General features: G+C 66.9%; 25 protein-coding genes and 2 tRNA genes. 10 read left to right on the top strand and 17 right to left on the bottom strand.

What is annotated here, in order from left to right; all coding sequences use genetic code 11:
* Nucleotides 1-172 precede the first annotated feature (172 nt).
* From FHY04_RS02620 to lon, 3 genes are all read right to left on the bottom strand, one after another.
* A tRNA-Val gene (locus FHY04_RS02620) sits at nt 173-247 on the bottom strand.
* 73 nt (nt 248-320) lie between these two features.
* Nucleotides 321-593: an HU family DNA-binding protein gene (locus tag FHY04_RS02615; protein ID WP_031438963.1), complete on the bottom strand. Its 273-nt coding sequence runs from the start codon at nt 591-593 to the stop codon at nt 321-323.
* A gap of 173 nt (nt 594-766) precedes the next feature.
* Complete coding sequence (lon, locus tag FHY04_RS02610; RefSeq protein ID WP_183935278.1) at nt 767-3160, bottom strand: endopeptidase La; 2394 nt, start codon at nt 3158-3160, stop codon at nt 767-769.
* A 198-nt stretch (nt 3161-3358) separates the two neighbouring features.
* On the opposite strand from lon, the gene FHY04_RS02605 reads away from it, so the two are divergent.
* Nucleotides 3359-5095 (top strand): M1 family metallopeptidase, encoded by a 1737-nt coding sequence (locus tag FHY04_RS02605; RefSeq protein WP_183935277.1) that lies wholly within the window; start codon nt 3359-3361, stop codon nt 5093-5095.
* Complete coding sequence (locus tag FHY04_RS22400) at nt 5092-5412, top strand: hypothetical protein (RefSeq protein ID WP_260171272.1); 321 nt, start codon at nt 5092-5094, stop codon at nt 5410-5412. Before FHY04_RS02605 ends, FHY04_RS22400 begins: the two co-directional genes overlap by 4 nt.
* A gap of 30 nt (nt 5413-5442) precedes the next feature.
* Here FHY04_RS22400 and FHY04_RS02595 read toward each other — a convergent pair whose 3' ends face one another.
* The 7 genes from FHY04_RS02595 to FHY04_RS02565 all read right to left on the bottom strand — a co-directional run bounded on the left by FHY04_RS02595 (nt 5443) and on the right by FHY04_RS02565 (nt 12657).
* A complete protein-coding gene (locus FHY04_RS02595) occupies nt 5443-6078 on the bottom strand; it encodes a DUF4198 domain-containing protein (RefSeq protein ID WP_311723374.1) in 636 nt (211 codons plus the stop codon).
* A 127-nt stretch (nt 6079-6205) separates the two neighbouring features.
* Nucleotides 6206-7336 carry a calcium:proton antiporter gene (locus tag FHY04_RS02590; RefSeq protein ID WP_197975092.1) on the bottom strand — a complete coding sequence of 377 codons (1131 nt, stop codon included), beginning with the start codon at nt 7334-7336 and terminating at the stop codon, nt 6206-6208.
* A 206-nt stretch (nt 7337-7542) separates the two neighbouring features.
* A complete protein-coding gene (gene clpX / locus FHY04_RS02585) occupies nt 7543-8808 on the bottom strand; it encodes an ATP-dependent Clp protease ATP-binding subunit ClpX (protein ID WP_031396414.1) in 1266 nt (421 codons plus the stop codon).
* Nucleotides 8809-8916: 108 nt separating this feature from the next.
* Complete coding sequence (locus tag FHY04_RS02580) at nt 8917-9606, bottom strand: ATP-dependent Clp protease proteolytic subunit (RefSeq protein ID WP_031396413.1); 690 nt, start codon at nt 9604-9606, stop codon at nt 8917-8919.
* Nucleotides 9607-9721: 115 nt separating this feature from the next.
* Nucleotides 9722-10648, bottom strand: a complete 927-nt coding sequence (locus tag FHY04_RS02575) for a glycosyltransferase family 2 protein (RefSeq protein ID WP_183935276.1) — start codon at nt 10646-10648, stop codon at nt 9722-9724.
* A gap of 211 nt (nt 10649-10859) precedes the next feature.
* Nucleotides 10860-12503 (bottom strand): trigger factor, encoded by a 1644-nt coding sequence (tig, locus tag FHY04_RS02570; protein WP_183935275.1) that lies wholly within the window; start codon nt 12501-12503, stop codon nt 10860-10862.
* A 69-nt stretch (nt 12504-12572) separates the two neighbouring features.
* A tRNA-Leu gene (locus FHY04_RS02565) sits at nt 12573-12657 on the bottom strand.
* A gap of 123 nt (nt 12658-12780) precedes the next feature.
* Here FHY04_RS02565 and FHY04_RS02560 point away from each other — a divergent pair.
* Genes FHY04_RS02560 through FHY04_RS02550 form a run of 3 tightly spaced genes read left to right on the top strand, consistent with a single transcriptional unit; the run spans nt 12781 to nt 13886 of the window.
* Nucleotides 12781-12936: a hypothetical protein gene (locus tag FHY04_RS02560; RefSeq protein WP_166747620.1), complete on the top strand. Its 156-nt coding sequence runs from the start codon at nt 12781-12783 to the stop codon at nt 12934-12936.
* A 2-nt stretch (nt 12937-12938) separates the two neighbouring features.
* Nucleotides 12939-13157: a hypothetical protein gene (locus FHY04_RS02555; RefSeq protein WP_183935274.1), complete on the top strand. Its 219-nt coding sequence runs from the start codon at nt 12939-12941 to the stop codon at nt 13155-13157.
* A gap of 60 nt (nt 13158-13217) precedes the next feature.
* Entirely contained in the window at nt 13218-13886 is a 669-nt protein-coding gene (locus FHY04_RS02550) for a TIGR02281 family clan AA aspartic protease (protein ID WP_234387754.1), read from the top strand.
* 285 nt (nt 13887-14171) lie between these two features.
* On the opposite strand, the gene gatB is transcribed toward FHY04_RS02550, so the two are convergent.
* Genes gatB through gatC form a run of 4 tightly spaced genes read right to left on the bottom strand, consistent with a single transcriptional unit; the run spans nt 14172 to nt 17846 of the window.
* A complete protein-coding gene (gatB, locus tag FHY04_RS02545; RefSeq protein WP_183935273.1) occupies nt 14172-15653 on the bottom strand; it encodes an Asp-tRNA(Asn)/Glu-tRNA(Gln) amidotransferase subunit GatB in 1482 nt (493 codons plus the stop codon).
* Nucleotides 15650-16069 (bottom strand): hypothetical protein, encoded by a 420-nt coding sequence (locus FHY04_RS02540; RefSeq protein ID WP_031438974.1) that lies wholly within the window; start codon nt 16067-16069, stop codon nt 15650-15652. Before FHY04_RS02540 ends, gatB begins: the two co-directional genes overlap by 4 nt.
* Nucleotides 16060-17544, bottom strand: a complete 1485-nt coding sequence (gene gatA, locus FHY04_RS02535) for an Asp-tRNA(Asn)/Glu-tRNA(Gln) amidotransferase subunit GatA (protein WP_183935272.1) — start codon at nt 17542-17544, stop codon at nt 16060-16062. Before gatA ends, FHY04_RS02540 begins: the two co-directional genes overlap by 10 nt.
* A complete protein-coding gene (gene gatC / locus FHY04_RS02530; RefSeq protein ID WP_031396405.1) occupies nt 17544-17846 on the bottom strand; it encodes an Asp-tRNA(Asn)/Glu-tRNA(Gln) amidotransferase subunit GatC in 303 nt (100 codons plus the stop codon). The genes gatA and gatC overlap by 1 nt, the downstream gene beginning before the upstream one ends.
* Before the next feature lie 127 nt (nt 17847-17973).
* Between gatC and FHY04_RS02525 the strand changes: the two genes are divergently transcribed.
* The 5 genes from FHY04_RS02525 (at nt 17974) to FHY04_RS02505 (ending at nt 23427) form a co-directional block, all read left to right on the top strand.
* Entirely contained in the window at nt 17974-19083 is a 1110-nt protein-coding gene (locus tag FHY04_RS02525) for a DUF3089 domain-containing protein (RefSeq protein WP_183935271.1), read from the top strand.
* Entirely contained in the window at nt 19080-19547 is a 468-nt protein-coding gene (gene ruvX / locus FHY04_RS02520) for a Holliday junction resolvase RuvX (protein WP_031396403.1), read from the top strand. Before FHY04_RS02525 ends, ruvX begins: the two co-directional genes overlap by 4 nt.
* Nucleotides 19548-19590: 43 nt before the next feature.
* Complete coding sequence (locus FHY04_RS02515) at nt 19591-21144, top strand: hypothetical protein (protein WP_183935270.1); 1554 nt, start codon at nt 19591-19593, stop codon at nt 21142-21144.
* Nucleotides 21145-21226: 82 nt separating this feature from the next.
* The gene (locus FHY04_RS02510; RefSeq protein WP_183935269.1) at nt 21227-22213 is read left to right on the top strand and encodes an aspartate carbamoyltransferase catalytic subunit; all 987 of its coding nucleotides are present in this window, start codon (nt 21227-21229) and stop codon (nt 22211-22213) included.
* Nucleotides 22210-23427: a dihydroorotase family protein gene (locus FHY04_RS02505; protein WP_183935268.1), complete on the top strand. Its 1218-nt coding sequence runs from the start codon at nt 22210-22212 to the stop codon at nt 23425-23427. The genes FHY04_RS02510 and FHY04_RS02505 overlap by 4 nt, the downstream gene beginning before the upstream one ends.
* 31 nt (nt 23428-23458) lie before the next feature.
* Here FHY04_RS02505 and FHY04_RS02500 read toward each other — a convergent pair whose 3' ends face one another.
* Genes FHY04_RS02500 through FHY04_RS02490 form a run of 3 tightly spaced genes read right to left on the bottom strand, consistent with a single transcriptional unit; the run spans nt 23459 to nt 25912 of the window.
* Nucleotides 23459-24754, bottom strand: a complete 1296-nt coding sequence (locus FHY04_RS02500) for an SPOR domain-containing protein (RefSeq protein ID WP_183935267.1) — start codon at nt 24752-24754, stop codon at nt 23459-23461.
* A 19-nt stretch (nt 24755-24773) separates the two neighbouring features.
* Complete coding sequence (locus FHY04_RS02495) at nt 24774-25202, bottom strand: hypothetical protein (RefSeq protein ID WP_409349136.1); 429 nt, start codon at nt 25200-25202, stop codon at nt 24774-24776.
* On the bottom strand, nt 25199-25912 hold the full coding sequence (locus FHY04_RS02490; protein WP_031441008.1) for a ParA family protein: 714 nt from the start codon (nt 25910-25912) through the stop codon (nt 25199-25201). The genes FHY04_RS02495 and FHY04_RS02490 overlap by 4 nt, the downstream gene beginning before the upstream one ends.
* Nucleotides 25913-26073: the final 161 nt, after the last annotated feature.

Below are 26073 nucleotides of genomic sequence, written 5' to 3'. Positions count from 1 at the left end.
TTTGTGCGACGCATCATATATGGGATGCTGCGGCGCAGCGTGAAATGCAGAATGCCGATCTAGTACATTCACGCAGTCGATCACAGAGCCGCCAAAGATCGACTAAGACACTGAAACTACCCCGAAAACAGAAACGCCGGCCCGCTCGCAATGGAGAGGACCGGCGTAAATCTGGTGGGCGCGACAGGGATTGAACCTGTGACCCCACCCGTGTGAAGGGTGTGCTCTACCGCTGAGCTACGCGCCCGAAACTGGTTCGGAAGCGGGCCTTTAAGCGCGGCGTGCCGCGCTGTCCAGCCCTGTCGGTCACGATCGGTCGATCAGTTGACCGAATCCTTCAGCCCCTTGCCCGCCTTGAACTTGGGCTGGGTCGACGCCTTGATCGTCATCGGCTCGCCAGTGCGCGGGTTGCGTCCCGTCGAGGCCTTGCGCTTCGAGACCGAGAAGGTGCCGAACCCGACCAGCCGGACTTCCTCGCCCTTTTTCAGCGCGGCCGAAATCGCGTCGAAAACGGCTTCGACGGCCTTGACCGCATCGCCCTTGACCAGCCCCGACGTGTCCGCGACCGTCGCGATCAGTTCCTGCTTGTTCATACAGTTAATCCCCCAAACAAATACCGAATCGGCAGCGATGGAATCGCGGCGCCAATTTCCAGGCAGTAACGCGGCGGTATCGTCTGCTGTCAAACGAAACCGCCGCGCGACGCTCTAACCGCGCGGTTCGGTAACGGCCATCGTGACGCGGCGAAATACCGCGCCGGATGCGCTCAGTGGTGAAGACCGCCCCCGACCGGCGGGATCGGCGCGGGCGGCAAGGCCGCCAGTTCGTCCGCATCGGTCCACTCGATCGCCTCGAGCGGCTCGGTCAGGGCAAGCCGCAACACCTCGTCGACATGGCTGACGGGGATGATCTTCAGCCCCTCCTTGATGTTCGCCGGGGTGTCCGCGAGGTCCTTTTCATTCTCCTGCGGGATGAGCACGGTGGTGATCCCGCCGCGCAGCGCCGCAAGCAGCTTTTCCTTCAGCCCGCCGATCGGCAGCACGCGGCCGCGCAGCGTCACCTCGCCGGTCATCGCCACCTCGCGCCGGACCGGCACGCCGGTCATCGTCGAGACGATCGACGTGACGATCCCGACACCCGCCGACGGCCCATCCTTGGGCGTCGCGCCTTCGGGCAGATGGATGTGGATGTCCTTGCGGTTGAACAGCGACGGCTTGATGCCATAGCTCGGCGCGCGCGCCTTGACGTAGCTGAACGCGGTCTCGATCGACTCCTTCATCACGTCGCCGAGCGTGCCCGTCAGCTTCGCTGCGCCCTTGCCCGACACGGTGACGCTTTCGATCGTCAGCAATTCGCCGCCGACCTCGGTCCAGGCGAGCCCGGTGACCGCGCCGATCTGGTTCTCCGTCTCGGACAGGCCGTGGCGATATTTCTGCACGCCCGCGAATTCTGCGATGTTCTCAGGCGTGATCGTCACGCTCGTCGCCTTGCCCTCGAGGATCCGACGCAGCGCCTTGCGCGCCAGCTTGGCGATCTCGCGCTCGAGCGTCCGCACGCCCGCCTCGCGGGTATATTGCTGGATCAGCGCGCGCAGGCCCTCCTGCGTCAGGATGAACTCGCCGTCCTTCAGGCCATGCGCCTCGATCTGCTTGGCGATCAGATGCCGCTCGGCGATCTCGACCTTCTCGTCCTCGGTATAGCCCTCGAGACGGATGATCTCCATCCGGTCGAGCAGCGCCTGCGGCAGGTTGAGCGTGTTCGCGGTCGTCACGAACATCACGTCCGACAGATCGAGGTCGATCTCGAGGTAATGATCCTGGAACTTGCCGTTCTGCTCGGGGTCGAGCACCTCGAGCAGCGCCGACGCCGGATCGCCACGGAAATCCTGGCCGAGCTTGTCGATCTCGTCGAGCAGGAACAGCGGGTTCGACGCCCCCGCCTTTTTCAGGTTGGTAACGATCTTGCCCGGTAGCGAGCCGATATAGGTGCGGCGATGCCCGCGGATCTCCGCTTCGTCGCGCACGCCGCCGAGCGACTGGCGGATGAACTCGCGGCCGGTCGCCTTGGCGATCGACTTGCCGAGCGAGGTCTTGCCGACACCCGGCGGGCCGACGAGGCACAGGATCGGCCCCTTCAGCTTGTTGGTGCGTGCTTGGACGGCAAGATATTCGATAATCCGGTCCTTGACCTTCTCGAGTGCATAATGATCCTCGTCGAGCACCGCCTGTGCCGCCGAGATGTCCTTCTTGATCTTCGACTTCTTGCCCCAAGGGAGCCCCAGCAGAACGTCGAGATAGTTGCGCACGACGGTCGCCTCGGCGCTCATCGGTGCCATCGTCTTCAGCTTCTTGAGCTCGGCGGTCGCCTTGGAGCGCGCTTCCTTGCTCATCTTGAGCGTCGCGATCTTCTGCGTCAGCTCGGCGATCTCGTCGCCTTCACCCTCGTCGCCCTCGTTGCCGAGTTCGCGCTGGATCGCCTTCAGCTGCTCGTTCAGATAATATTCGCGCTGCGTCTTCTCCATCTGGCGCTTAACGCGGCTCTTGATCTTCTTCTCGACCTGCAGGACGCCGAGTTCGCCCTCCATCGCCGCAAACGCCATTTCGAGGCGCTTGGCGGGGTCGGTCTGCATCAGCATCGCCTGCTTGTCGGCGACCTTGATCTGGATGTTGGCAACGACGGCATCGGACAGCCGGGCGGCCTCGGTGATCTCGGACAGCTGGGTCGCGGTCTCGGCGGGCAGCTTGCGATTGAGCTTGGCGTAATTCTCGAACTGGTCAACGACCGAGCGCATCAGCGCCGCGATCTCGGGACCCTCGACCTCGGCATCGGCCACCGTCGCGACTTCGGCGGTGAGGAAATCACCGCTCTCGTCGAGCGTCTCGAGCGTCGCGCGGACCTTGCCCTCGACCAGCACGCGTACCGTGCCGTCGGGCAGTTTCAGCAGCTGGAGCACGGTCGCGGTCACGCCCATCGTATAGAGATCGTCGCGCGCGGGATCATCCTCGGCCGGGTCGAGCTGCGCGACCAGGAATATCTCCTTTTCTGCCGCCATCGCCGCCTCGAGCGCCGCGACCGATTTCTCGCGGCCGACGAACAGCGGAACGATCATGTGCGGAAACACGACGATGTCGCGCAACGGAAGAACGGGATAGTGGGTCATGCAAGCTCCGGTACCGGACCGAACAAGGTCGGCGTCAGCTCATTATATGGTGAGGATGGCGGATCCATCAATCGCCGGGCTACGTAATCGCCGAACCGCCCCCACACGCGGTCCGGGACTCCGTCACACCGTGCCGCCCTATCACGGGTGCGCCTATCGCTCTTGTATCGATCCGACCGCCGCGCAACAACGCGCCGCATGATCCCGCGCCTCCTCCTCGCCGCCAGCTGCACCGCGCTGCTCGCCATCCCCCCCGTCTCAGCGCAGCTGCCGCGCAAGGGCGAGCCCGCGATCACCGCGCAGACGCAGCGTTCGGGGGGCGTGCTCACCCCCGAACAGACCGCGCTGCAGTTCGACCATGCCGACCTCGCCTTCGAGGTGCTGCCCGATGCGCAGCGGCTGAACGGCGTCGCGACGCTGCGCTTCACCGCGCGGGCGCCGGTCGCGCGGTTGCCGATCGATCTCGACCGCAACCTGCCGGTGACCGCCATCGCGATCGACGGCGTCGCGCTGCCCGCTTCCGCCTGGACCAATCCGGAAGGGCGGCTGACCATCACCCTGCCCCGGCCGGTGCCGGCGGGCGGCAAGGTGACTGCGACGATCACTTATGGGGGCACGCCGCATGTCGCGGTAAAGGCGCCGTGGGACGACGGCATGGTCTGGTCGAAGACGCCCGACGGGCGCACCTGGTTCGCGACCACGGCGGAGGGCTATGGCTGCGACCTGTTCTGGCCGTGCCTCGATTTTCCGACCGGCGAGCCTGCGCTGGTCGATCTTCACATCACCGTGCCCAAGGGGCTGAAGGCGCCGTCGAACGGCGTGCTGGTCGGCGTCGACACGTTCGCCGACGGCCGCACCACCTGGAACTGGCGCGCCAAGCACCCCAACACGTACGGCATCGCGCTGAATGTCGGGCCGTATGAGGAGGTCCGCGGCTCCTACAAGAGCCGCTTCGGCAACAGCATTCCAATGTTCTACTGGTATCTGCCGGGCGAGAAGCCGCAGGCGGAGAAGCTGTTCGCCGAATTCGCCCCGACGCTCGACTTTTTCGAGAGCGTGATCGGCCCCTACCCGTTCGGCGACGAGAAGCTGGGCGTCGTCGAGACCCCGCACAAGGGCATGGAGCACCAGACGATCAACGCGTACGGCAACGACTATGCCAAGGCGCCCGAGGGGTTCGACTGGCTGTTCCAGCACGAGTTCGCGCATGAATGGTTCGGCAACCAGCTGACCGCCGCCAACTGGGACGATTACTGGCTGCACGAGGGCTATGGTACCTATATGCAGCCGCTCTATGGCCAGTGGCGCGAGGGGCGCGCGCGCTATGCGACGATGCTGCAGGGTGAGCGTGCATCGATCATGAACCGCATGCCGATGACCCAGCAGCGGATCACCACCGAGGAGGAGGTGTATGAGCTCGACAAGGGCGGCGCCGGGCAGGACATCTACAACAAGGGGTCGTGGATGCTGCACACGCTGCGCAACCTGATCGGCGACACCGCCTTTTTCGACGTGACGCGCCGCGCGGTCTATGGCCGCCCCGATCCGAAGCCCGGCAACTTCACCCCCCGCTTCGGCTCGACAAAGGAGTATGAGGCGATCGTCCGCCGCGTCACCGGCAAGGATTATGGCTGGTTCTTCGACGTGTATCTCCGCCAGGCGGCACTGCCCGAGCTGATCGAGACACGCACCGGCACCACGCTGACGCTGGCGTGGAAGGTGCCGGGCAATGGCCGCTTCCCGCTGCCGGTCGAGGTGCAGATCGACGGCAAGACGCGGACGCTGCCGATGACGACGGGCACCGCGACGCTTGCCGTGCCGAAGGGCGCGCATGTCGTGATCGACCCCGATGCGCTGGTCCTGCGCCGGAGCATCGCCCTCGAGGCGGTGGCCGCATGGAAATCCGCACAGGCAGCGAAGGCGAAACCGCAATGACCGACGCACCCCCGGTCCCCCTCGAAGGCGGGGGCCCAGGAGCCACAAGCGTCGGCGCGCCTGACCCTGGGCTTCTGCGTGCGCAGGAGAACCTGTGGCCCGCCCGCGCCGCGGAAATGGCGGCGATCTTCATGGTCGGCGACGGGCTGCTCGGATTGCTCCAGCCTAGCCGCCACGTCGATCTGTGGAAGGACGACGCGCTCGGCACCGAGGCGCTGGTCCATCCGTTCGTCGACCGCCCGGGCCGCCGCCGCCTCTATGCCGTCGTCCAGATCGCCGCGGGCCTCGCGCTCGCGGCCCGGCAACGCGCGCGCTGACGCGGCCGGCGGCGCAGCCGGCGCGCGGTCTCAGGGGAGCGTGAAGCTGGTCGTCGTGATCCGGTGGAGCGTCGTCACCGGCCCGCGCGGCAGGCTGTGCTCGGTCATATCCTTGGCGGCGGCGGACAGGAGATAGCGGCCCCTCTCGACGAGCGGCGGCGTGATCGCACCCGCGGCGTCGGTGACCAGTTCGGTCGAGACGCGCGTCGGCGAGATCAGCGTGACCTTCGCGCCCGCGACCGGCTTCCCCTCGCGCGTCAGGACGAAGCGCGTCCCGTTCGCGGTCGCGGGTGCGATCTCGAACGGCAATTTGGTACGCGGATCGGCACGACCGGCGCGCGCATAATAGATGATGCCCTCGCGCTTGCCCGGATCACCCCAGGGCGCGAACACGTCGTCGTCCCAGACATGCACGTCGCCCGCGGGTAGCTGCGCCTCGAGGAACCCGGCCTTGCGGACAAGCGCCGCTGCGGCGGGCGCGACGATTCGCGGCGTCTTCAGATTGGCGAATTCGGGATCGCCGCCCGCGGGCATCGGTTCGGCGGGCTCGCCGAGATAGATCCGCGCGGGTCCTGCCCCGTCGCGCTCGACCCACACTTCATGCGCATCCGCCGCGCCTGCTGCCATCAGCGCGAGCATCGCTGCGCCCATCCATGCCGTCTTCACATCCGCTCTCCCGCTTATTGGGTCGAAACCCGCTGAAGTGATGCTAATGCAAGTCACTCGCGGATACCACCCCAGCCGTCATCCTGAAGAAAGTCAGGATGACGGAGTGGGTGATGGATAAGCGCCCCTAGGGCACGACCGTCGTGAACAGATAGGCGGCGAAGATCACGAGGTGGAGGACGCCCTGCAGCACGGTCGTGCGTCCGGTGCCGAGCGACAGCGTCGCCACGAAAAGCGACAGCGCGAGCAGCGTCATCCCCTTGGCGTCGATCCCCAGTGCAAGCGGCAGGTCGAGCACGAGCGAGACGATCGCGACGCTCGGGATCGTCAGCCCGATCGTCGCCAGCGCAGAGCCCAATGCAAGATTGAGGCTGGTCTGCAACCGGTTGCGCCGCGCCGCCTTGTACGCGGCGAGGCTCTCGGGTGCGAGCACCAGCGCGGCGATCACCACCCCGACGACGGCGAGCGGCAGGCCTGCGCCGAGCACGGCGGCCTCGATCGTCGGCGACAGCGTCTTGGCAAGCAGGACGACCGACACCAGTGCGGCGAGCAGCATGCCGAACGCGATCCCCGTCGCGCGCTGCGATGGCGGCGCGGCATGTGCGTGCGTCTCGAGGTCCTCGGCGGAGGGCAGGAAATAGTCGCGGTGACGGACCGTCTGGACCAGCACGAACGTACCGTAGAGCACCAGCGAGACGATCGCGACGAACACCAGCTGCGACGGCGCATAGGTCGGCCCGGTCGTCGACGAGGTGTAGTTGGGCAGGATGAGCGAGAGAACCGACATCGCCGCCAGCACGCCCAGCGCGGCGCTCATCCCCTTCAACGTGAAACGCTGTTCGTGATGCCGCACCGCGCCCGCGAGTAGGCAGAGCCCGATGATGAAGTTGAGGATGATCATGATCGCGGCGAACACCGTGTCGCGCGCGAGCGCCGCGGCGTCGCCGGCATCCGACAGCATCAGCGACACGATCAGCGACACCTCGATCACCGTCACCGCGATCGCGAGCACGAGCGTGCCGAACGGCTCGCCGACCTTATGCGCGATGACCTCGGCATGGTGAACCGCGGCGAGCACGCTGGCGATCAGCACCACGATCGCCGCCGCCGTCCCGATCGACCCCATCTTGGCGAGGCCGAAGAGCACCGCGACGAGCCCCAAGCCGGGTGCGATCAGCGTCCAGACCGGCAATGCCAGCCGGTCCGGCATCGTCTCCACCACCGTTACCTTCGGTTGTTCAGCCACTTCGATCGTCATGCGGTCTCCCTCGTTGCACTAAGACAACGAATGCCCGACGCCCCGATAAGGGTCCGTCCCGCTGACGATCCACCGCCCACGCGGCCGCGAACGCACGCCCCGTCATCCTCACGTTCGTCAGGATGACGGACAATGAAGCGCCTTCCCGGAACAAAAAAAAGGGCGCCGATCGCTCGACGCCCCTTCCTCACCGGTATCGCCGCGGATCAGGCCGCGTCGCCGGCCTTCTTCTTCTCGGCATAGACGCGGATCGGTTCCTTGCGGCCCTCGATCACGTCCTTGTCGATCATCACCTCGTCGACGCCGTCCATGCCGGGCAGGTCGAACATCGTGTCGAGCAGGATGCTCTCGAGGATCGAGCGTAGCCCGCGTGCACCGGTCTTGCGCTCGATGCCCTTCTTGGCGACCGAGACGAGCGCGTCGTCGGTAAAGCCGAGCGCGACGTCCTCCATCTCGAACAGCTTCTGGTACTGCTTGACCAGCGCGTTCTTCGGCTCCTTCAGGATCTTCACCAGCGCGTCGACGTCGAGATCCTCGAGCGTTGCGATCACCGGCAGACGACCGACGAACTCGGGGATGAGCCCAAACTTGAGCAGATCCTCTGGCTCGACCGACTTCAGCGTCTCGCCGGTCTTGCGCTCGTCAGGTCCAGCGACATAGGCGCCGAAGCCGATCGACTTGCCCTGAAGGCGATCGCCGATGATCTTTTCGAGACCCGAAAATGCACCGCCGCAGATGAACAGGATGTTGGTTGTGTCCACCTGCAGGAATTCCTGCTGCGGATGCTTGCGACCACCCTGCGGCGGAACGCTCGCGGTCGTGCCTTCCATCAGCTTGAGCAGTGCCTGCTGAACGCCCTCGCCCGACACGTCGCGCGTGATCGAGGGATTCTCTGCCTTGCGGCTGATCTTGTCGATCTCGTCGATATAGACGATCCCGCGCTGCGCCCGCTCGACGTTATAGTCCGACGCCTGGAGCAGCTTGAGGATGATGTTCTCGACATCCTCACCGACATAGCCGGCCTCGGTCAGCGTCGTCGCATCGGCCATCGTGAACGGCACGTCGAGGATGCGGGCGAGCGTCTGTGCGAGCAGCGTCTTGCCGCAACCCGTCGGCCCGACGAGCAGGATGTTCGACTTGGACAGCTCGACATCGGCACCCTTGGCGCCGTGGTTGAGCCGCTTGTAGTGATTGTGCACCGCCACCGACAGGACGCGCTTGGCGCGCTTCTGGCCGATCACATAATCGTCGAGGACGTCGCAGATCTCCTGCGGAGTCGGTACGCCGCCGTCCTTCTTGGACACCAGCGCCGACTTCGTTTCCTCACGGATGATGTCGTTGCATAGCTCGACGCACTCGTCGCAGATGAAGACCGTCGGCCCGGCGATCAGCTTGCGCACCTCGTGCTGCGACTTGCCGCAGAACGAGCAATAGAGGGTGCTCTTCGAGTCGCCACCGCTCAGCTTCGTCATTCAATCACCTCTCGCGCATGTCGGTGCGCGTGCCGTTTCCGGGGCGGTCATCGTAACGCACCCCGGATATCCTACAATCAAATAAACCCGCCAGGCTTACGATTCGCCTTATGCAGGTTTCGCCGCGTCGTCCGCGGGGGCGGGACGCTTGTCGAAAACCTCGTCGACCAGACCGAAATCCTTCGCCTCGTTCGCCTCAAGGAAGGTGTCGCGGTCCATCCGGCGTTCGATTTCCTCGATCGGCTGACCGGTATACTGCGAATAGAGCTCGTTCATCCGCTTGCGGATGCGCAGGATCTCGCGCGCCTGGATCTCAATGTCGCTCGCCATGCCCTGTGCACCGCCCGATGGCTGATGGATCATGATACGCGCGTTGGTCATCGCGACGCGCATGCCGGGTTCACCGCTCGCGAGCAGGAAGCTGCCCATCGAGGCGGCCTGGCCGATGCACACCGTGCCGACGCGGGGACGAATATACCGCATCGTGTCATGGATCGCCATGCCCGCCGTGACGACACCGCCCGGCGAGTTGATGTACATGAAAATGTCCTTCTTCGGGTTCTCGGACTCGAGGAAGAGGAGCTGGGCAGTGATCAGCGAGGCCATGCCGTCCTCGACGCCGCCCGTCACGAAGATGATGCGCTCGCGGAGCAGGCGCGAGAAGATGTCGAACGAGCGCTCACCGCGGTTCGACTGCTCGATAACGATGGGAACAAGGCCTGCTTGCGTCTGCTGCAGGCCGAGCCCGGCGCTGGCCAACGGGCTCGCGAAATCGCCGGTCTCGAACGGATTGTGCATGGAAATCTCTCTTATGCCCCAGTGAACCGCCAACATCGGCGCTCGCACGGGGGAGTTCAAGCCCTGCTACCCGTCAGGAGAACCACCTACCCCCCGCCCCTCCCGAGAGCGGGAGTCAGACGCCAGGCGCGGGGTAGGCCAGGTAGGCGAGCCGCCGAACCTCGCGGCGGCCGCGGACGACCGTGTCGAGGATCAGCCCCGTAAAGACGTTCAGCGCGGCAAAGATGCCGAGCCCGGTGATCAGGATCGCGGTCGGGAAGCGCGGCACCTGATGGATTTCGAGATAGGTCAGCACCAGCGGGATGCCGAGCAACAGCGCGAGCAGCGCGAACGCTCCGCCGATCGCGCCGAAGAACCACAAGGGCCGCTCGATCCGGTACAGCGTCATGATCGTCCGCAGGATCCGCCAGCCGTCGCCGTACGTGCTCAGCTTCGATTCGGACCCCTCGGGGCGCGCGAAATACGGCGTCTCGACCTCGCCGATCGGCATCTTGAGTTCGAGCGCGTGGACGCTGATCTCGGTCTCGATCTCGAACCCCGCCGACAGCGACGGAAAGCTCTTCACGAACCGCCGCGAGAAGACGCGGTAGCCCGACAGGATGTCGGTGAAGCTGCGCCCGAAGAGCCGTGCGAGCATGCCCGTGAGCAGCGCGTTGCCGAACCGGTGCCCGCGGCGATAGCTTTCCTGGACCTGGCTGATCCGCGAACCGACGACCATGTCGAGCTGCTCGTCGAGCACGCGCGCGACCAGCGCCGGCGCGGATGCCGCGTCATAGGTCGCGTCGCCGTCCGCCATCACATAGATATCGGCATCAATATCCGCGAACATCCGCCGGACGACCGCGCCCTTGCCCTGGATCCGTTCGGTCCGGACGACGGCACCGGCTGCACGGGCGACCGCGACCGTGCGGTCGGCGCTGTTGTTATCGTAGACGTAGATCGTCGCGCTCGGCAGCGCGGCACGGAACCCCGCCACGGTCTGCGCGATCGCGGCCTCTTCGTTGTAGCAGGGCAGCAGGACGGCGATTCTCGGTTCGGTCATGCCCTGCCCTGTACAGTCGAAGACGGCGTAACGATCAACGCGTCTTCCAATCAACGCAAATCCCCGGCGGCGGCAGGGGCCCAGTTGGGGAAGGTCCATAACGAAGCTTTGCGCGCCGTCACAGCAACCTTTCCAACTGGACCCCGGCCTCCGCCGGGGAAGTGGCCCGAAAACGGGGGGAGTGCCTCAGCGACGAGGCACTCCGATCGGCTTACGCCTCGGTCTTGGTCGCCGCCTTCTTGGCGCGCGGCTTCTTGGCCGGAGCGTCCGCAGCTTCGGTGCCCTCGGCATTTTTAGCCGCGACCGGCGACGATTCCGTCACCGCCGTCTCGGCCTCGACCGGAGCCGCCTTCTTCTTGGCGGGAGCCTTCTTGGCAGGCTTGGCCTCGTCCGCGGCGTCCGAAGCGGGCGCCTCGTCCGTCACCGCTGCGTCGTCGGCAGGCGCTGCCTTCTTCTTGGCGGCAGCCTTCTTCTTCGGCTTGTGGTTGTCGTGGTCATGCACGTGCGTGCCGCTGGCGAAACCATCCTCGCTCTCGATCGCAGCTTCCAGCTCCTCGCGGGTGGCTTCGCGGTCGGTGATCTCGGCCTTTTCGAACAGGAAGTCGACGACCTTGTCCTCGTACAGCGGGGCGCGCAGCTGGGCAGCGGCCATCGGCTCGGACTGGACATACTGCATGAACTGCTGACGCTGCTCGGCGGGATACTGCTGCGCAGCCTGTGCCAGCAGACGCTGCATTTCCTGGTTGGAAACCTCGACGCCATTCGCCTGGCCGATCTCGGACAGGAGCAGGCCTAGGCGCACGCGACGCTCGGCGATCTTGCGGTAATCGTCGCGCTCGCCTTCCATCTCGGCCATTGCGGCCTCGGGATCGGCTTCGTGCGTGGCTTCGTGCTGGAGCTGCGACCAGATCTGGTTGAACTCGGCTTCCACCATCGACGGCGGAACCTCAAAGTCATGACCCTCGGCAAGCTGGTCGAGCAGCTTGCGCTTCATGTGCGTGCGCGTGAGCCCGTTATGCTCTTGCTCGATCTGACCCTTGAGCAGGCCCGAAAGCTGCTCGAGGCTCTCGAGACCCAGCGACTTGGCGAGATCCTCGTCGATCTTGCTCTCGCCCGCGGTCTTCACCGACTTGACGGTGATGTCGAACGTCGCCGGCTGACCCGCGAGCGACTTCTCCTGATACTCCTCGGGGAAGGTCACGTTCAGGACCTTCTCCTCGCCGGTCTTCACGCCGACGAGCTGATCCTCGAAACCGGGGATCAGACGCCCGGCACCGAGCTCGACGCCCATGTCGGTGCCCGTGCCGCCGTCGAACGCGACGCCATCGGCGGTCTTGCCGACAAAATCGACGGTGACGAGATCGCCCATCGCCGCGACATAATCGTCAGCGGCGTCGTCCCACTTCTTCTGCTGGTCGGCGAACTTCTGGAGCTGCTCGGTGACCGCCTCGTCGGCGACGGGCACGGTCAGGCGCTCGAGCTTCAGGCCGTCGATCGCGGGTGAGGGGACCTGCGGCAGGACCTCCATCTCGACCTTGACGACTGCGTCCTTGCCGAGGTCATAGCCGTCTTCCAGCTCGACCGAAGGCTGCATCGCGGGACGCAGCTGCTTTTCGGCGACGAGGCTCTGCACGCCTTCCTGGATCGCGGCGTTCAGCGCGTCCTGCGTCAGCGCGGGGCCGTGCATCTTGCGGATGAGGTTTGCCGGCACCTTGCCCGGACGGAAGCCCGGCATCTTCATCTGCGGCGCGAGGCGCTTCAGCTCGACATCGACCTTCGAATCGATATCCTTCGCAGTGATGGTGAGGGTGTAGGCGCGCTTGAGGCCCTCGTTCAACGTCTCGACAGTCTGCATGTCCGGCCTTTGTCTAAAAGAGCATTCGGGAAAAATTCATCTGGCGGTCGCCCCGCCAGTGCGGCGGAGTGGTGCGGGCGAAGGGACTCGAACCCCCACATCTTGCGATGGCAGGACCTAAACCTGCTGCGTCTACCAGTTCCGCCACGCCCGCACAGGACATCGCCGTAGCGGGCGCGTCTATACCAACGTTGTATCCCGGGGCAAGCACGCAAGGTAAGTCGGTGGGCAACTCGATACGATCGTGCGCGTTGATGCAGAAGAAGGAGAGAGCATCATGGCTACCCAACCCCCAGCAGAATTCCCGACGCCCTCGTCGCCTGCCGAGCCGACGACGCCGCCGCCGGAGTTCAATCCGCCCGCGCCGGACATCGACGTTCCCGATCCGGGCGCGCCCTCGACCGATCCCGCCCCCATCCAGCCAGAGTTCTGATCATGGCCGATCCCCATGCGGGCACCAATCCCGAAACCCGCCCCGAGGACCGTGACGCGGATACGCGCAGCGACATCGAGCAGGCGGTGCAGTCGCGCTCCGACGCGGTCGAACGCGGCGAAGGCGGCGACGAGCCCGAGACGTTCACCAAGACGGGCATGCCCAACGGCGTCGGCGGCACCGGCGGCGTCATCAAGAACCAGGATTCGGACGCGCAATAAGCCGCACCGGTCAGCAACCATAAATGCGGGGGTGGATAGCACAGGCTGTCCACCCCCTTCTTGCAGGAACCGCCCATTTCCACGCCCGCCAGCACCCCGCTTTTCGGGCTGCTCCCCGACCTGGCCCAGCATCAGACGCTGTACGTGGCACTCGGGGTCGCGGTGCTGGTCTTCGTCCTTGCGCAGCGGATCCCGATCCTCCGGACGGTCGTCAATCTGGTGATGACGCTGGCGCTGGTCGGCCTGCTCTTCGTCGCGATCGGCCAGCGCAGCCAGTTCGATCCCTATCTCGGCAAGATCGCCAAGCTGCTGCGGATCGAGGACCAGACGGTCGTCGGTGGCGAGGTGCGGATCCGCATGTCCCCCGACGGCCATTTCTGGGCGCGGGCGCGGATCGACGGGGTCGAGCGCCGGTTGCTGATCGACAGCGGTGCGACGATCACCGCGATTTCGACGAAGACGGCCGACGCCGCGGGGATCGATGCGCGGACGAGCGTGGTGCCGATCGTGCTTCAGACCGCCAATGGTGCGATTCCCGCGCAGTCGGGCCGGATCGGCGAATTGAAGCTCGGCGCGATCGTCGCGCGCGACCTTCAGGTCGTGGTGTCGCCCGCGTTCGGCGATACCAACGTGCTGGGGATGAACTTCCTGTCGCGACTCGCATCGTGGCGGGTCGAGGAGAATGTGCTGATCCTGGTGCCGCACCATCCGCAGAAGGTGGCGGCGTAGCGCTTCCGATCTGGGCTCATGCTCTCGCCCCTAGCCTCCCAATTATTACCACCACCCCGGCGAAGGCCGGGGTCCAGTTGGGAGGTCGAGGTAACGGAACGCACCGCCTGATCAGCGACGTTTGCCAACTGGACCCCGGCCTTCGCCGGGGTGGTGCCGAGGGGGAAGTTACTCACTAGTTCCTCGTTCCCCCGCGGAGGCGGGGGCCCAAGAGTCCAGCAGCGTCGCGCGCGGGTACCCTAGACTCCCGCCTTCGCGGGAGAACAGAGGCCGGCAGAACAGGGCTTACGGCGCCACCGACTCCCCGAGCGCGGTCTTCAGCACCTCGTTCACCACCGCCGGGTTGGCCTTGCCCCCCATCGCCTTCATCGTCTGGCCGACGAAGAACCCGAACAGCTTGTCCTTGCCGCCGCGGTAATCCGCGACCTTGTCGGCATTCGCGGCCATCACCTCGGCGATGACCTTCTCGATCGCGCCGGTGTCGCTGGTCTGCTTCAGCCCGCGATCCTCGACGACCTTGGCCGCGCCGTCGCCGGTCTCGAGCATCACCTCGAACACCTGCTTGGCAAGGCTGCCCGACAGCGTGCCGTCGGCGATCAGCCCGAGCAGTTCGGCTGCCTGCGCCGGCGACACCGGCGAGTTGGCGATGTCCCTGCCCGTCCGGTTGAGCGCACCGAACAGCTCCGACGTCGTCCAGTTCGCCGCCGCCGCCGGCTTCACGCCCGCATCGAGCAGCGCATCGAACCAGCGCGCCGCCTCGACCTCGGCGGTCAGCACGGTCGCATGATAGGCGGTGATGCCGAGCGCCTCATAGCGCGCGCGCTTCGCGTCGGGCAGTTCGGGCAGCGACGCCCGGCATTCCTCGAGGAAGGCGTCGTCGAGCACCAGCGGCAACAGATCCGGATCGGGGAAGTAGCGGTAATCATGCGCGTCTTCCTTCGACCGCATCGACCGAGTCTCGTTGCGATCGGGATCGTAGAGCCGCGTCTCCTGGACGATCTTGCCACCGGCCTCGAGCACCTCCACCTGGCGCCTGGCCTCCTGCTCGACCACCGCCATCACGAAGCGCACCGAATTGACGTTCTTCGTCTCGGTCCGCGTGCCGAGTTCGTCGCCGGGCTTGCGCACGCTGACATTGACGTCGGCGCGCATCGAGCCCTCTTCCATGTTGCCGTCGCACGATCCGACATAGCGCAGGATCGACCGCAACTTGCGCAGATACGCCCCCGTTTCCGCGGGCGATGCGAGATCGGGCTTCGATACGATCTCCATCAGCGCGACGCCCGAGCGATTGAGATCGACATAGGACTGGGTCGGATGCTGATCGTGCATCAGCTTGCCCGCATCCTGCTCGACATGGATGCGCTCGACGCCGATCCGCTTGCCCGCGGCATCGGGGTTCTTCTCGTCGAGGCTGATGTCGATCGCGCCTTCGCCGACGATCGGATGATAAAGCTGGCTGATCTGATAGCCCTGCGGCAGATCGGCGTAGAAATAATTCTTCCGGTCGAACCGCGACCATTTGTTGATCTGCGCCTCGATCGCCATGCCGGTGCGCACCGCCTGGCGGATGCATTCGCGGTTTGGCACCGGCAGCATGCCGGGCATCGCCGCGTCGACGAGGCTGACCTGCGTGTTGGGCTCAGCCCCGAACGCAGTCGCCGCGCCCGAGAACAGCTTGGCGTTCGACGTCACCTGCGCATGGACTTCGAGGCCGATCACGACCTCCCACTCGCCCGTGTCGCCCTGAATGCGATAGTCGCTCATATCCGGTTCCGATGATGAATATAGTTGATCGCGGTCAGTGCCGCGTTGCTGCCGAGCAGGCCGACCACCCAGCACGCCGAAAGAATACGCAGGATCGCGCCCTCGAAACCGAGCACCAGCGCCTCGTGATGCGCAGCCGCGGCGGCACCGCCGGCCAGCACCAAGAACACCGCGCCCAGCCGGTAATCGCCGCGCAGGATCACGCTGTTGCCGACGCACAGGCACAGGATGAACACCGCGAGCCCGAGAAAGAAGCGCGCGAGCACGGCGTGATCGAACGGCCGGTTGTCGATCTCGGTCAACGACACGCCGACATAGGCGCTGAGGATCGCCCCGAACGCGACGTTGAGCGCGTTCTGCGCCTCGCGCAGCACGGCGACGTTGCGCGTGACGAAGGCGCGATCGGTTACCACCACGCCTCGGGCCGGGCGGTGAACCCCGCCCGCTGCTCGATCGCAAGCCCGGCGTTCAGCACGCCTTGCTCGTCGAGCGGCTTGCCGATGATCTGAAGCCCAAGCGGCAGGCCCTGCTTGTCGAGACCACCCGGCACCGACATTGCCGGCAGACCCGCGAGCGACGACGGCACGGTGAAGACGTCGTTCAGATACATCGCGATCGGATCGGCCGACTTCTCGCCAAGCGCGAACGCCGCCGAGGGTGCGGTCGGCGTGAGCAGGACGTCGCACGTCTCCCACGCCTTTTCGAAATCGCGCGCGATCAGCGTCCGGATCTTCTGCGCCTGCGTGTAATAGGCGTCGTAGTAGCCGGCCGAGAGCACATAGGTGCCGATCATGATGCGGCGCTTCACCTCGGGGCCAAAGCCGTCCGCGCGGGTTGCGGCGTACATGTCCTGCAATCCCGAGCCCGCGGGCAGGTCGCGGATGCCGTAGCGCACGCCGTCATAGCGCGCGAGGTTCGACGACGCCTCGGCCGGCGCGATGATGTAATAGGCGGGCAACGCGTATTTGGTGTGCGGGAGCGAGACCTCGACGATCGTCGCGCCGGCATCCTTCAGCCAGTCGATGCCCTTCTGCCAGAGCGCCTCGATCTCCTCGGGCATGTTCTCGACGCGGTATTCCTTGGGAATCCCGACGCGCAGGCCCGCGAGGCTGGCCGACAGGCCGGCTTCCCACTTGGGCACGGCGAGCTGGAGCGAGGTGCCGTCCTTCGAATCGAACCCGGCCATCGCCTCGAGCAGGATCGCGCAGTCGCGGACGTCACGCGCCATCGGCCCCGCCTGGTCAAGCGACGAGGCGAACGCGATCGTCCCCCAGCGCGAGCAGCGGCCATAGGTCGGCTTGATGCCGCTGATGCCGGTGAAGGCGGCGGGCTGGCGGATCGAGCCGCCGGTGTCGGTGCCGGTCGCGCCGGGGCACAGCCGCGCGGCGACCGCCGACGAGGAGCCACCCGACGACCCGCCGGGTGCGAGCGCGGCGTTGCCGCCGTCGTTGCGCTTCCAGGGGCTGATCACGTTGCCAAACGCGGAGGTCTCGTTCGACGATCCCATCGCGAACTGGTCCATGTTCAGCTTGCCGAGCATTCCCGCGCCCGCATCCCACAGATTCTGCGAGACGGTCGACTCATAGGTCGGCGTGAAGCCTTCGAGGATATGGCTCGCCGCGGTCGTCGTGACGCCCTTGGTGCAGAACAGGTCCTTCATGCCGATCGGCACGCCGGCCAGCGGCTTGAGCGTCTCGCCGGCGGCGCGTGCGGTATCCGCGGCGGTGGCGGCGGCGATCGCATGGTCGGGCGTCTCGACCAGGAACGCGTTGAGCGCCTTTGCCTGGCTCACCTTGACGATGAACGCGTCGGCGACGTCGCGCGCCGAAAAGCTGCCGTCGCGCACGCCGTCGCGGATGCCGGCGATGCCGAGATCGGTAAGGTCGGTCATTATTCGATCACCTTGGGCACGGCGAAGAAGCCGTGCTCTGCCACGGGGGCGTTGGCCAGGACCTGCTCGCGGATGTTGCCGCCGGTCAGCGGATCAGCGTTGACGACGTCGTCGCGCAGCCGCAGCGTGTTGGGGATGACGGCGGTCATCGGCTCGACGCCGGTCGTATCGACCTCGCCCAGCATCTCGATCCAGCCAAGGATGTTTCCGAGTTCCGGCGCCATGCGGGCGGCGTCCTCGTCGGTGATCGCGATGCGCGCAAGGCTCGCGATCCGCTTCACGGTTGCAGTATCTACGGACATGGCGCTCGGCTAGCACCGCGCGACGCGGCGGCGCAACACCCTTCGTGTTCCCCCGCGGAAACGCACCCGTTGCAACCGCGCCGCGCATGCGGCACGGGGACGCCACCGCCTGCACGGAAGGTCCCGCTTGGCCCGCAAGTTTCTCTATTTCGTCACCGCGATGATCGTCCTCGCGATCGCCGCGCTGCTCGCCTATCGCCTGTACGGGACCGAGCTGATGCGGATCGCGATGGTCCCGAGCGAGACGTTCCAGGCGCAACGCAAGGCGCCGGCGAACATCTATGCGCGCAAGATCCTGTGGCTCGCGCGTCCCGACCGTCCCGGCAACCCCGCGCTCTGGACACCCGAGGGCTACGCACCCGGCACCCCGGGAACGGGCGCGGCGATCTTCTTCATCCACCCGACCTCGTATATCAGCCGCGACCACTGGAACGCGCCGATCGACGATCCCGAGACCAATGCCCGTGCCGAACTGTTCCTGCGCGGTCAGGCGAGCGCGTTCAACGGCGCGGGCGACATCTGGGCACCGCGCTATCGCCAGGCGACGTTCGGCGCGTTCCTGACCAGCGAGGCTGACAGCGAACGCGCGCTCGCGCTTGCGTACGGCGACGTCACCGCCGCGTTCGACCGGGTCCTCAAGGAAGCCGGCCCGACCCGCCCGATCATCCTCGCCGGACACAGCCAGGGCGCGCTTCACCTCACCCGGCTGCTGCGCGACCGGATCGCGACCGACCCGAAACTGAAGGCGCGGATCGTCGCCGCCTATGTTGTCGGCTGGCCGGTTTCGCGCGTCACCGACCTGCCGCGGATGGGTCTGGCCGAATGCCGCAGCGACGATCAGACCGGCTGCATCCTGTCATGGGAAAGCTTCGCCGAGCCCGCCGATCCGTCGCTCGTCGTCGAAACCTATGACCGGACCACGGGGTTCGACGGGCAGCCGCGCAAGGGCACGCCGATGATCTGCACCAACCCGCTGACCGGCACCGCCGATGCCAGCGCGCCCGCGACCGCCAATCTCGGCACGCTCGTACCCTCCGCCGACCTGTCGAGCGCGACGCTGTCGGTCGGCAACGTGCCCGCGCGCTGCGGCGACCGGGGTATCCTGCTGATCGGTGAGGGCCCCGATCTCGGGCCTTACGTGCTCCCCGGGAACAACTACCACGTGTACGACTATCCGCTGTTCTGGGCGAATGTGCGCGCGGACGCCAACCGCCGTCTTGCGGCGTTCACGCGATGATCACGCTTTCCCCCGCGCAGTTTCGCGATGCGCTCCCGAATGGCGGGCGGCTGATCGGCCTCGACGTCGGCACCAAGACGATCGGCACCGCGCTGTGCGATGCCGGCTGGAGCTTCGCGAGCCCCGCGCTGCTGATCCGCCGCACCAAGTTCCAGAAGGACAAGGCCGCGCTCGCCGAGATGATCGCGGCGCAGAAGGTCGTCGGGCTCGTCATCGGCCTGCCGATCAACCTCGACGGCAGCGAAAGCCCACGCTCGCAATCGACGCGGGCGTTCGCGCAGAACCTGAAGGACATGGGGTTGCCGATCCTGCTGCAGGACGAACGCTGGTCGACCGTCGCGGTCACGCGCACGCTGATCGAACAGGACGCCAGCCGCGCCAAGCGCGCCGAGCTGGTCGACAAGATGGCAGCGGCCTATATCCTTCAGGGCGCGATCGACGCGCTGGTGACTGCGCAGATCTAGCGCGTTAACCGTGTCTTTGGAGGTTCCGTGGAAAAGCGGGCTGATGCCAAGGTCGACGATCACGCGACAGGACGCCCCGCCTCCCGGATCATGGTGGTCGACGCCGTGGTTCGCCGTGCTGATCAGCCTGACGCTCGCGGTGCCGCTGCTCCAGCCGGCGGTTGCGCCATTGATTGACATTTACGGGCATCTGGCGCGCTTCGCCATCGACGCCCGGATCGATAGCTCGCCCTATTTTCATCATTGGTTCGCAGTTCAGTGGCGCCTGTCGGGCAATCTCGGCATGGACCTGCTCGTCGCTGCGGCCGAACCCTTGCTTGACGTGGTCGAGACGACGAAGATCGCCTTGATCGCGGCGGCGGTGATGACCGCGGCGGGTATGCTTGCCGTCGCGAAGGAAGCGCATGGGAGGATTCCGCCCAGCGCGTTCTTCGCGATTCCGCTGACCTTTGGCATGCCGTTCCAATATGGCTTTCTCAACTACACGCTCTCGATCGCCTTCGCCTTTCCGCTGATCGTGCTGTGGATGCGGCTGGGTCGCGGCCGCCGCTATCGCCTGCGCACGGCGGTATTCCTGCCGCTTGGGCTGCTCCTGTGGGTGACGCACGTCGCCGGCTGGGGTGCATTCTGCGTCGCGGTGTTCGCGATCGAGCTGGTGACCGCGCGTCGCGACGGTCGAGGCTGGCCGCGCGCGATCTGGAGCGCCGGGCTTGCGTGCCTGCCGCTCGCCGTCCCGATCGTCATCATGCTGGCGCAGTCCGGCACGGCATCGGCAGGTGTCGCCCAGTGGTTTTCCTGGTTGCTCAAGCTGTTCTTTGTCGCCGCCATATTGCGCGACCAGCATCTCGGCTTCGACATCGCCAGCGTGATGCTGCTCTATGGCCTCGTGCTCTGCGGGTTGCGGGGCGCCGGGTTTCGGATGGAAGCGCGCCTGGCCTGCGCCTCGGGGCTGTTGTTCTGCGTGTTCCTGCTGATGCCGGGAATGGTCATGGGATCGTCGTTCACCGACATGCGGCTGCTGCCCTGTGCGCTAGCCCTCGCGATCCTGTCGCTGTCGCCGACCACGACGAACCACCGGCACCTGACCATGATCGCGATTGCAGCGCTCGCCTTTCTCGGCACCCGGCTGGCGGTTCAGACCGTCAGCTGGGCGCGCCTCGAGGATCGCCTCCAGGACCAGCTTGCCGCGATCGACCATATCCCGAGCGGCAGCCGGGTCGTCGCGCTGGCTGATCTGCCGTGCGAGGCGCAATGGACCAGTCGCCGCATGGATCATCTGGGGATGATGGCGATCGTCCGCCGCGATGCGTTCGTCAACGGGCTCTGGGACATCCCGTCCTCGCAGTTGCGCATCCATCGGCCCGAGGCCGGCGGCTTCGTCTATGCCGGCAGCCAGGCGCTCTTTGCCCCCGGCTGCCGTTATGACGAAGGCTATGATCTGCAACGCGCGCTGGCCACGATTGCGTACGCCGCATTCGACTTCGTCTGGCTGATCGATACGCCCCGCGTGAAATGGCCGACCGACGCCCGGCTGCGCCTGGTATGGTCGACCGATCGCGGCGCCTTGTACCGGATTGTCCACCGCGCATCCGAATAGCGTCGGATCGAGGGCATCCGCCACGCTGACCGCAAAGCCAAACCTTGCCCCCGCCGCCGCAGCCCACTACCCAGCGCGCTTGATGCAACGTTCAGACCACCGCCCCGCCACCCTCATCGAGGGCGGCGCCGTCTTCCCGCACCGGCACCTGACCGGGATCGACGGGCTTCAGCCGCACGAGATCGCGTTCCTGCTCGACGAGGCCGAAACCTGGGTCGAGGCGAACCGCACCCATGCGACGCCCGACAAGCGGCTCGCCGGGCTCACGCAGATCAACGCGTTCTTCGAGAACAGCACGCGAACCTTGTTGTCGTTCGAGATCGCGGGCAAGCGGCTCGGCGCCGACGTCGTTAACATGCACGCCGCGCAGTCGAGCGTGAAGAAGGGCGAGACGCTGATCGACACCGCAATGACGCTGAACGCAATGCGCGCCGACGTCATCGTCATCCGCCACATGGCGAGCGGTGCGGTGCGGCTGATCGCCGACAAGGTCGACTGCCCCGTCCTGAACGCAGGCGACGGCCGCCACGAACATCCGACCCAGGCGCTGCTCGACGCGCTGACGATCCGCCGCCGCCGCGGGTCGATCGCGGGGCAGCGCGTCGTGATCTGCGGCGACGTGCTGCACAGCCGCGTCGCACGCTCGAACATCCTCGCACTCACCGCGCTCGCCGCCGAGGTCCGGGTCTGCGCACCGTCGACGCTGATGCCCGCCGCCATCCACAAGATGGGGGTCACCCCGTTCACCGATTTCGATGCCGCGCTGGAGGGCGCCGACGTGGTCATGATGCTGCGCCTGCAGAACGAGCGGATGGACGGCGCGTACGTGCCCTCCACGCGTGAATACCGGATGCGCTACGGCCTGACGCTCGAACGGCTCGCGCGCGCGGCGTCCGATGCGCTGGTGATGCACCCCGGGCCGATGAACCGCGGCGTCGAGATCGATTCGGCGGTCGCCGACCATGCCCGCTCGGCGATCACCGAGCAGGTCGAAATGGGCGTCGCGGTCCGCATGGCGTGCCTCGACGTACTGACCCGCCGGGCGCGCGGCGTGGAGGGCTGGGCATGATCCTCGCGCTCACCAATGCGACGCTCGTCTGCCCGGTCGGCGGGATCACCAAGGGCAATCTCCTGATCCGCGACGGCGTCGTCGTCGCGACCGGGCTGGTCGAGATCCCCGCCGATGCGCAGACGATCGACTGCGCGGGCAAGACGCTCGCCCCCGGCATCGTCGATCTGGGCGTGGCGCGGATCGACCGCGCCGCGTTCCGCGCAGGCGGGATCGTCCGCGTCGGGCTGATGCCCGACCAGTCGCCGGTGCTGGACGATCCCGGCATCGTCCAGCGCGCCGCGCTGATCGGCAAGCCCGACCTGTGGATCCACCCGATTGCCGCCGCGACGCAGGCGCTGGCCGGGCATGACCTTGCCGAGATGGCGGTCTGCCTGTCGGCGGGCGCGCGCGCGGTCGGCACCGGCAAGGGCTGGATCGCCGACAGCGGGGTCATGCACCGCGTACTCGCCTATGCGCGCGACCTCGACATCGCGGTCGTCACGCATGCCGAGGATGGCGGATTGACCGCGGGCGCCGTCGCGACCGCGGGCGAGACCGCGACCCGGCTCGGCCTGCCCGCCGCCCCCGCGATAGCCGAGGCGCTCGCGATCGCGCGCGACCTGATGCTGGCCGAGGACACCGGTGCGCGGCTTCACATCCGCCAGGTGACGACCGCCGCGGGCTTCGACCTGATCCGTGCTGCGAAGCGCCGCGGTGTGGCGGTGACCTGCGGCATCACGCCCGCGCATCTCCATTTGTCCGATATCGCGGTCAGCGACTTCCGCAGCTTCGCGCATCTCTCGCCGCCGCTCAGGAGCGAATCGGATCGCCAGGCGGCGCTGGCGGCGGTCGCCGACGGCACGATCGACGTGATCTGCTCCGCGCATGATCCGCGCGGGCCCGAGGAAAAGCGCCTGCCCTTCGCCGATTCGAGCGCCGGAATGGCGGGCGCCGAGACGCTGCTGCCGCTCGCGCTGATGCTGGTGCGCGACGAACGGGTCACGCTGTCGGGGCTGTTCGCGCTGCTGAGCCGCAACCCGGCCGCGGTGCTCGGGCTCGACACCGGGACGCTCGAGGTCGGCAAGCCCGCCGATCTGCTGCTGTTCGACGCTCAGGCGCCGTGGCAGATCACCGGCGACGCGTTCGCCGCCAGCGCGAACAACACGCCGTTCGACGGCCTGCCGGTGCAGGGCAAGGTACTGCGCGTCTGGAAAGGCGGCCGCGAGATCTGACGGGCATCGTGCGTCGGAGCCCGCCTGTCATTCAGCGGGTCGCGACCTCGACGCCGCCGCCACGCAGCCAAAGCGCCATCTGGTCGCCGGCGCCCTGTCGCACGAAACAGGCGCCACCGGTCGCGCGGTAGCGCCGGCACACCTGATTGGCCTCGTCGCGGCCGAACCCGCCGACCGACAGGCGGTAATAGGCCTCGCCGTTCGTCCTGAACGCCATGCCGTTGGGCTGGCGGCCGGAGAAGCCGTCGAAGCGACGCGTGGCCTGGCTCCAGGCGGCCCTCGCGACGCCGGCATTGTCATAGGCGCCGATCTGGACATACCAGTCGCCCGTCCCCGCCGGGATCGCGCGCACGCCGCGTTGCGCTCGCGCGGCGAGCACGGCGCCCTCGCTGCGGCTGGCGAGCATCGTCGGCATGCCGCCGGGCAGGGCCTGAACGACCTCGCGCGGCGCGGCGAAGGTGATCCTCGCCGGGGCCAGAGCCGATCCCGCTTCGGCCAGCGCGACGGGACGCGCGCTGCGTTCGACCGCGGCCAGCGCCTCGATCGGCGAGACCGTCGGCATGAGCGGTGCGCGGTTGAGCGCGAGCGCGGCGGGCTGGCCGGGATCGGCGACCGCGCGCACGCCGAGCAGGCCGGCGACCTGATCATATGACGTCGTCGGCTGTGCGAAACGGGCCCATTGTTCGAGCCTTGCATCGACCTCGGTCGGCGCGAGATCGGCGGCCGCAACGACCCGCGCGGCCTGCCACTGGCCCGCCAGCGCGAGCGCGAGCGCCAGGTTCTGCCGGGCCTTGGCATTGCTTTCGGACGAGCGTGCGACCTCGGTCAGCAGCCCGATCGCGCCGCCTGCATCGCCCGCCAGCGCCAGCGCGAGGCCACGATCGCTCGGCGGTATGATCGATGCGTTGCGTTCGAGCGTCTGCCGCGCGCCCTGCGTGTCGCCACCGGCGATCTGCGTCAGCGCCAGGTTGAGCGCCGCCTTCCCGTCCGCCGGCGACAACGCCAGCACATCGGCAAACCCCTGCCGCGCCGAGGTGAACCGCCCCGCCTGGAGATAGCCCTGTGCGAGCAGCAGCCGATACGCCGCCGATTGCGGCATCATCGCCACCGCCGCCTCGGCAAAATAGACCGCGGCGCCGCCATCGTGCCGGGCCAGCGCAACCTCTGCCCGATGCGCGTTCACCGCGCCCGCCTTGGCCTCGAGATCAGCGTTGCGATCGCTCGCCGAGGCGAGACCGCGGCCCGTCTCGCCCGCACTGCACCCGACCATCGTGCCACCCAAAACAAGGGCCGACAGCCCCATCGAAAGAAGGATTCGCGTCGTCATCGGCTATGATCCCACCGGTTCATTTCGGGGCCCTGGTCACGGGAAGCTGCGCAACGAGCGCGTCGACCTCGGGCAGATTTTGAAGAAAGGCATCGAGCGCGAGCGTCACCAGGTGTTGCGACGAATGCCGCGTCATTGCACTCGCGAGTCGAAGCCGGACATGACGATCGCTGTCGAGGCGGAGCGTGAAGGCGGCCTTGCCGGTGCGCGTTCTGGTTGCGCTCTCGCGCGCGATCCGGCGTGCGGTCGCTAGCGTCACCGACGTCACAAGAGCGGCATCATCCTCAACTGGCACGACCGTGGCCGTACCGAGCGCGAGCGGTCGCATCGCCGGGCGGGCGTCGCCCTTGCGCGCCAGCAGCGACGCCGACAGCGAGCCCAGCGGCTTCGGCACGTCGGCCGATTCCGGATGCGGCTGAACGGGCGGGCGGGCGGGCATCGCGCTCATCCGACCACCCGCCGGCCGAAGCCCGGCGCGGGCCCGCGCTGCCCGAACCCCGCGCCTGCATTGGGCACGCTGAACACCGTGCGCCGGAAATTCTTTTCGAGCCGGTCGGTGACATAGGTCCAGAGCGCTTCGATCTCCGCCGCGGACTTGCCCTTGGGATCGACCTCCATGACCGTGCGGCCGTCGATCATCGAAGCGGCGAAATCGGTGCGCTGGTGGATCGTCATCGGCGCGACGGTGCCGTGCTGAGAGAGCGCGACGATCGCCTCGGCCGTGATCCGCGCCTTGGGGGTCGCTGCATTGACGACGAAGATCAGCGGCTTGCCCGCGCGATCGCACAGATCGACGGTTGCGCCGACCGCGCGCAGGTCATGCGGGCTCGGCCGGGTCGGGACGACGATCAGCTCGGCGATCTGGATCACCGTCTGGATCGCGACCGTGATCGACGGCGGCGTGTCGATCACCGCCAGTTTGAACCCCTGCTGGCGAAGAATTTCGAGATCGGCGGCGAGCCGCGCGACCGTGGTCTGCGCCAGCGCCGGCGCCTCCGCCTCGCGTTCGTTCCACCAGTCGGTCAGCGACGCTTGCGGATCGATATCGATCAGCACGACCGGCCCCTGCCCGGCGCGCTCCGCCTGGACCGCGAGATGCCCGGACAGAGTCGTCTTTCCCGACCCGCCTTTTTGCGATGCCATCGCCAGAACGCGCATAAGCCCCCTTACGTCTCGTCAACCAAGGCCCGCGATGCCATGCCAGCGGATAAGAAGCGGTTAACGCGTGGTTCCCACGCCGTTACGACAACGTGCCGCGCCCCCGCACCCGACCGGCGCACGGCTTAACCCGATCTTTGCCTTCGCCGGGCTATCGCGAC

This window comes from Sphingomonas sp. BK481, from assembly GCF_014194875.1.
Classification (GTDB): domain Bacteria; phylum Pseudomonadota; class Alphaproteobacteria; order Sphingomonadales; family Sphingomonadaceae; genus Sphingomonas; species Sphingomonas aerolata.
Note: the sequence above shows the minus strand (reverse complement) of the source record. Positions and strands in the feature narration are given on the sequence as shown.

Coding starts and splice junctions, on each gene's coding strand:
- FHY04_RS02615 (WP_031438963.1), bottom strand. CDS start 593: ATGAACAAGCAGGAACTGATCGCGACGGTCGCGGACACGTCGGGGCTG.
- lon (WP_183935278.1), bottom strand. CDS start 3,160: ATGACCCACTATCCCGTTCTTCCGTTGCGCGACATCGTCGTGTTTCCG.
- FHY04_RS02605 (WP_183935277.1), top strand. CDS start 3,359: ATGATCCCGCGCCTCCTCCTCGCCGCCAGCTGCACCGCGCTGCTCGCC.
- FHY04_RS22400 (WP_260171272.1), top strand. CDS start 5,092: ATGACCGACGCACCCCCGGTCCCCCTCGAAGGCGGGGGCCCAGGAGCC.
- FHY04_RS02590 (WP_197975092.1), bottom strand. CDS start 7,336: ATGACGATCGAAGTGGCTGAACAACCGAAGGTAACGGTGGTGGAGACG.
- clpX (WP_031396414.1), bottom strand. CDS start 8,808: ATGACGAAGCTGAGCGGTGGCGACTCGAAGAGCACCCTCTATTGCTCG.
- FHY04_RS02580 (WP_031396413.1), bottom strand. CDS start 9,606: ATGCACAATCCGTTCGAGACCGGCGATTTCGCGAGCCCGTTGGCCAGC.
- FHY04_RS02575 (WP_183935276.1), bottom strand. CDS start 10,648: ATGACCGAACCGAGAATCGCCGTCCTGCTGCCCTGCTACAACGAAGAG.
- tig (WP_183935275.1), bottom strand. CDS start 12,503: ATGCAGACTGTCGAGACGTTGAACGAGGGCCTCAAGCGCGCCTACACC.
- FHY04_RS02560 (WP_166747620.1), top strand. CDS start 12,781: ATGGCTACCCAACCCCCAGCAGAATTCCCGACGCCCTCGTCGCCTGCC.
- FHY04_RS02555 (WP_183935274.1), top strand. CDS start 12,939: ATGGCCGATCCCCATGCGGGCACCAATCCCGAAACCCGCCCCGAGGAC.
- gatB (WP_183935273.1), bottom strand. CDS start 15,653: ATGAGCGACTATCGCATTCAGGGCGACACGGGCGAGTGGGAGGTCGTG.
- gatA (WP_183935272.1), bottom strand. CDS start 17,544: ATGACCGACCTTACCGATCTCGGCATCGCCGGCATCCGCGACGGCGTG.
- gatC (WP_031396405.1), bottom strand. CDS start 17,846: ATGTCCGTAGATACTGCAACCGTGAAGCGGATCGCGAGCCTTGCGCGC.
- ruvX (WP_031396403.1), top strand. CDS start 19,080: ATGATCACGCTTTCCCCCGCGCAGTTTCGCGATGCGCTCCCGAATGGC.
- FHY04_RS02515 (WP_183935270.1), top strand. CDS start 19,591: ATGCCAAGGTCGACGATCACGCGACAGGACGCCCCGCCTCCCGGATCA.
- FHY04_RS02510 (WP_183935269.1), top strand. CDS start 21,227: ATGCAACGTTCAGACCACCGCCCCGCCACCCTCATCGAGGGCGGCGCC.
- FHY04_RS02505 (WP_183935268.1), top strand. CDS start 22,210: ATGATCCTCGCGCTCACCAATGCGACGCTCGTCTGCCCGGTCGGCGGG.
- FHY04_RS02500 (WP_183935267.1), bottom strand. CDS start 24,754: ATGACGACGCGAATCCTTCTTTCGATGGGGCTGTCGGCCCTTGTTTTG.
- FHY04_RS02495 (WP_409349136.1), bottom strand. CDS start 25,202: ATGAGCGCGATGCCCGCCCGCCCGCCCGTTCAGCCGCATCCGGAATCG.
- FHY04_RS02490 (WP_031441008.1), bottom strand. CDS start 25,912: ATGCGCGTTCTGGCGATGGCATCGCAAAAAGGCGGGTCGGGAAAGACG.